This window comes from Yoonia sp. (genome assembly GCF_036007805.1).
GTDB lineage: Bacteria > Pseudomonadota > Alphaproteobacteria > Rhodobacterales > Rhodobacteraceae > Yoonia.
Map to the genome: position 1 here is coordinate 1 of NZ_DASYOK010000171.1, position 2,645 is coordinate 2,645.

Sequence of the window (2,645 nt, forward strand, 5' to 3'; positions counted from 1 at the left end):
CCGCCCAGAATGGGCGAGCGCGCGAGGAGCGTGTTGATGTAATCCCATGCGGCCAGTGACACCACAAAGCCTGTCAGGGCAATTGTGACCGACCAGAACCAGCGCGCGAGACGTGAGGGGCGGCGCGTTGCAATTGCCGCGACATGTTGCATCGCTGCACCCTGCGGCACATCGGGCACGGCGGGGGCCGTGTCGGGCTGTGCTGCCTCGGTGCCGTCGAGGTCGATCAGGACAGGGCCGCGGGTCATAGGCGATCTCCGAACAGGAACTGCGCGGCCTTATCCAGCCGGATGTGGGGTGGTCCGTCGCCGGGTCTGCGGGTCAGGGGCGCGGGGGCAAAGTTCATGATGCTGTAATCCGCGTCCAGCCATTTGTCGGACCCTTCCCGTGCGGGGGCAAGCAGATGCGTAGGATCATCGGGCAGTTTGCCGGGGTAGAAAGCGGCTTGTTTGTTGGTGTCGCGCAGGCGACCACGAACAACATCAAGCGGGCCGTCCTTATGGTCGACGGTTTCCTCGACCGTCGTGCGCAGGGCAGCGATCGACATGGCGGCGGTCTGCGCGCCCGCGAAATCGGCGCGGTCTTTGGCCTCACGCAAGAGCGCTTGGGTGATCGCGGTCAGTTGCGGGTGCTGGCTGTGGTGCAGGTGGTCGGCTTTGGTGGCGGCGAACAGGATCTTTTCGACACGGCGGCCTTGGAAAATGCGGGTCAGGAAGGCGTTGCGCCCGGGGCGGAAGGCCCCGAGGATGCGCGCCATGGCATTGCGCAGGTCGTCAAGGGCGGCGGGCCCCGCATGGATGGCACCCAGCACATCGACCAGCACGATCTGGCGGTCGATTTTGGCGAAATGATCCTGAAAGAACGGGCGCACGATATTGCGTTTGTAGCTTTCAAAGCGCCGCTCAAATTCGCGGCCCAATGACCCGCGCGGATAGCGGGCGTCGGGCAGTGGTGCAAATGTAAGGACAGGCGATCCGGCAAGATCACCGGGAAGCAGAAACCGACCGGGCGAGCAGTCGGAAAAGCCTGCTTCGCGGGCCTCTTTCAGGTGGGCGGTAAAGCGTTCGGCCAGTGCCTGTGCTTGAGGTTCATCAAGCGGGACTGTGGGGTCGATGCCTGCAACCAATGCAACATAATCGTCACCCCCGGGCCGGCCTTTGGCGCGGTCGAGCGCTGCTTGTGACCACTCCGCATAGGTTTGGTCAAGCAGGCCAAGGTCCAGCAGCCATTCACCGGGATAGTCCACGATGTCGATATGCACGGTGCGGGGGCCGGAGAGGCCGGACAACAGACCGCTGGGCTGGACGCGCAGGGAAAGCCGCAGCTCGCTGATCTGGCGTGTGCCTTGTGGCCAGCTTGGGTCGGGCGCGGTCAGTTGGGCCAGATAGGTCTCATAGGCAAAGCGCGGCACGGTGTCGTCAGGCTGAGGTTGCAGATAGGCCGTGCGGATCGCCCCTGATGCCGCCGCCTCAAGCTGGGGCATACGCCCGCGGTCCATCAGATTGGCGACAAGTGAGGTGATGAAAACCGTCTTGCCCGCGCGCGAAAGGCCTGTGACGCCTAGGCGGATCACCGGATCGCTGAAAGGGGCGGTCAGCGTATGGCCCACGCCCTCGACAGTGCGCGTGATCTGATCTGCGATTGCTGCGATAACCAAAATCGGCCCTTTCAGTGCTTTGATTGAAGATAGGCACGCTGTGACGCGATGTGTAGGGATTGATTTTGCCCGATGCTCCCCCTAATCCGGTCAAATGCCCCGTTATGCCCTTCTTGTTGAATATCATGGCGCACCCTTTGCAGGGTGGCAGCGGCAGAATGATCAGCCTTCCGTTCAGGGCGCGATTGAAGCGGCTTTGGCCAAGCTGGAGCCGTGTGCGCACACGATTGCCGCCGCCGGGCGTACCGATGCAGGGGTCCATGCCACAGGGCAGGTGGCGCATTGTGATCTGGAAAAGGACTGGGACCCGTTCCGCTTGTCAGAGGCATTGAATTTCCACCTTAAGCCTGCGCCTGTCGCGATTGTGGCCTGTGCACAGGTTGATGACGATTGGCATGCGCGGTTTGACGCAGTGGAACGGCGGTATCTCTTTCGCCTGATGTCGCGGCGCGCGCCACTGACGTTTGAGGCGGGACAGATGTGGCGGGTCAACCATCCGCTTGACGCAGCAGCGATGCAGGCGGGGGCGGATCAGCTGTTGGGCCAACATGATTTCACGACCTTCCGGTCCTCGATCTGTCAGGCGAAAAGTCCGGTAAAGACCTTGGATGAATTGTGGATCGAGGTGTTGCCGCATGATCATGGCACCGAATACCGGTTCCATGTGCGGGCACGTTCGTTCCTGCACAATCAGGTGCGCAGCTTTGTCGGCACGCTCGAACGCGTTGGTGCAGGCGCGTGGACGCCGGACGATGTCGGGGCGGCGTTGGCGGCGAAAGATCGTGCAGCCTGTGGTCCGGTTTGCCCCCCGCAGGGATTATATCTGGCGGGTGTGACCTACCCCGAGAACCCGTTTTCCTAAGGCGGGCTCGCAAGACGTTACTCGACGTTGGCAGAAAATACCCTATCATCAACGCGTGATTGGAAACTTGCGTCTGACACCGTTAGACCGCCAAAGACGACGAGAAAGAACAGCCGATCCGACGTG

At 62.0% G+C, this 2,645-nt stretch carries 2 protein-coding genes and 1 pseudogene; 1 reads left to right on the forward strand and 2 read right to left on the reverse strand.

What is annotated here, in order from left to right:
• Together VGP75_RS10095 and VGP75_RS10100 are read right to left on the reverse strand one after the other, a co-directional pair.
• Positions 1–248 (reverse strand): annotated as a pseudogene (locus VGP75_RS10095) (TIGR01620 family protein); the annotation flags it as partial.
• Positions 245–1,657, reverse strand: a complete 1,413-nt coding sequence (locus VGP75_RS10100; protein ID WP_327543541.1) for a YcjX family GTP-binding protein — start codon at positions 1,655–1,657, stop codon at positions 245–247. The gene VGP75_RS10100 and the pseudogene VGP75_RS10095, both read right to left, overlap by 4 nt.
• A gap of 94 nt (positions 1,658–1,751) precedes the next feature.
• Here VGP75_RS10100 and truA point away from each other — a divergent pair, with 94 nt between their 5' ends.
• The gene (truA, locus tag VGP75_RS10105; RefSeq protein WP_327543542.1) at positions 1,752–2,519 is read left to right on the forward strand and encodes a tRNA pseudouridine(38-40) synthase TruA; all 768 of its coding nucleotides are present in this window, start codon (positions 1,752–1,754) and stop codon (positions 2,517–2,519) included.
• Positions 2,520–2,645: the final 126 nt, after the last annotated feature.

Coding starts and splice junctions, on each gene's coding strand:
- truA (WP_327543542.1), top strand. CDS start 1,752: ATGCCCCGTTATGCCCTTCTTGTTGAATATCATGGCGCACCCTTTGCA.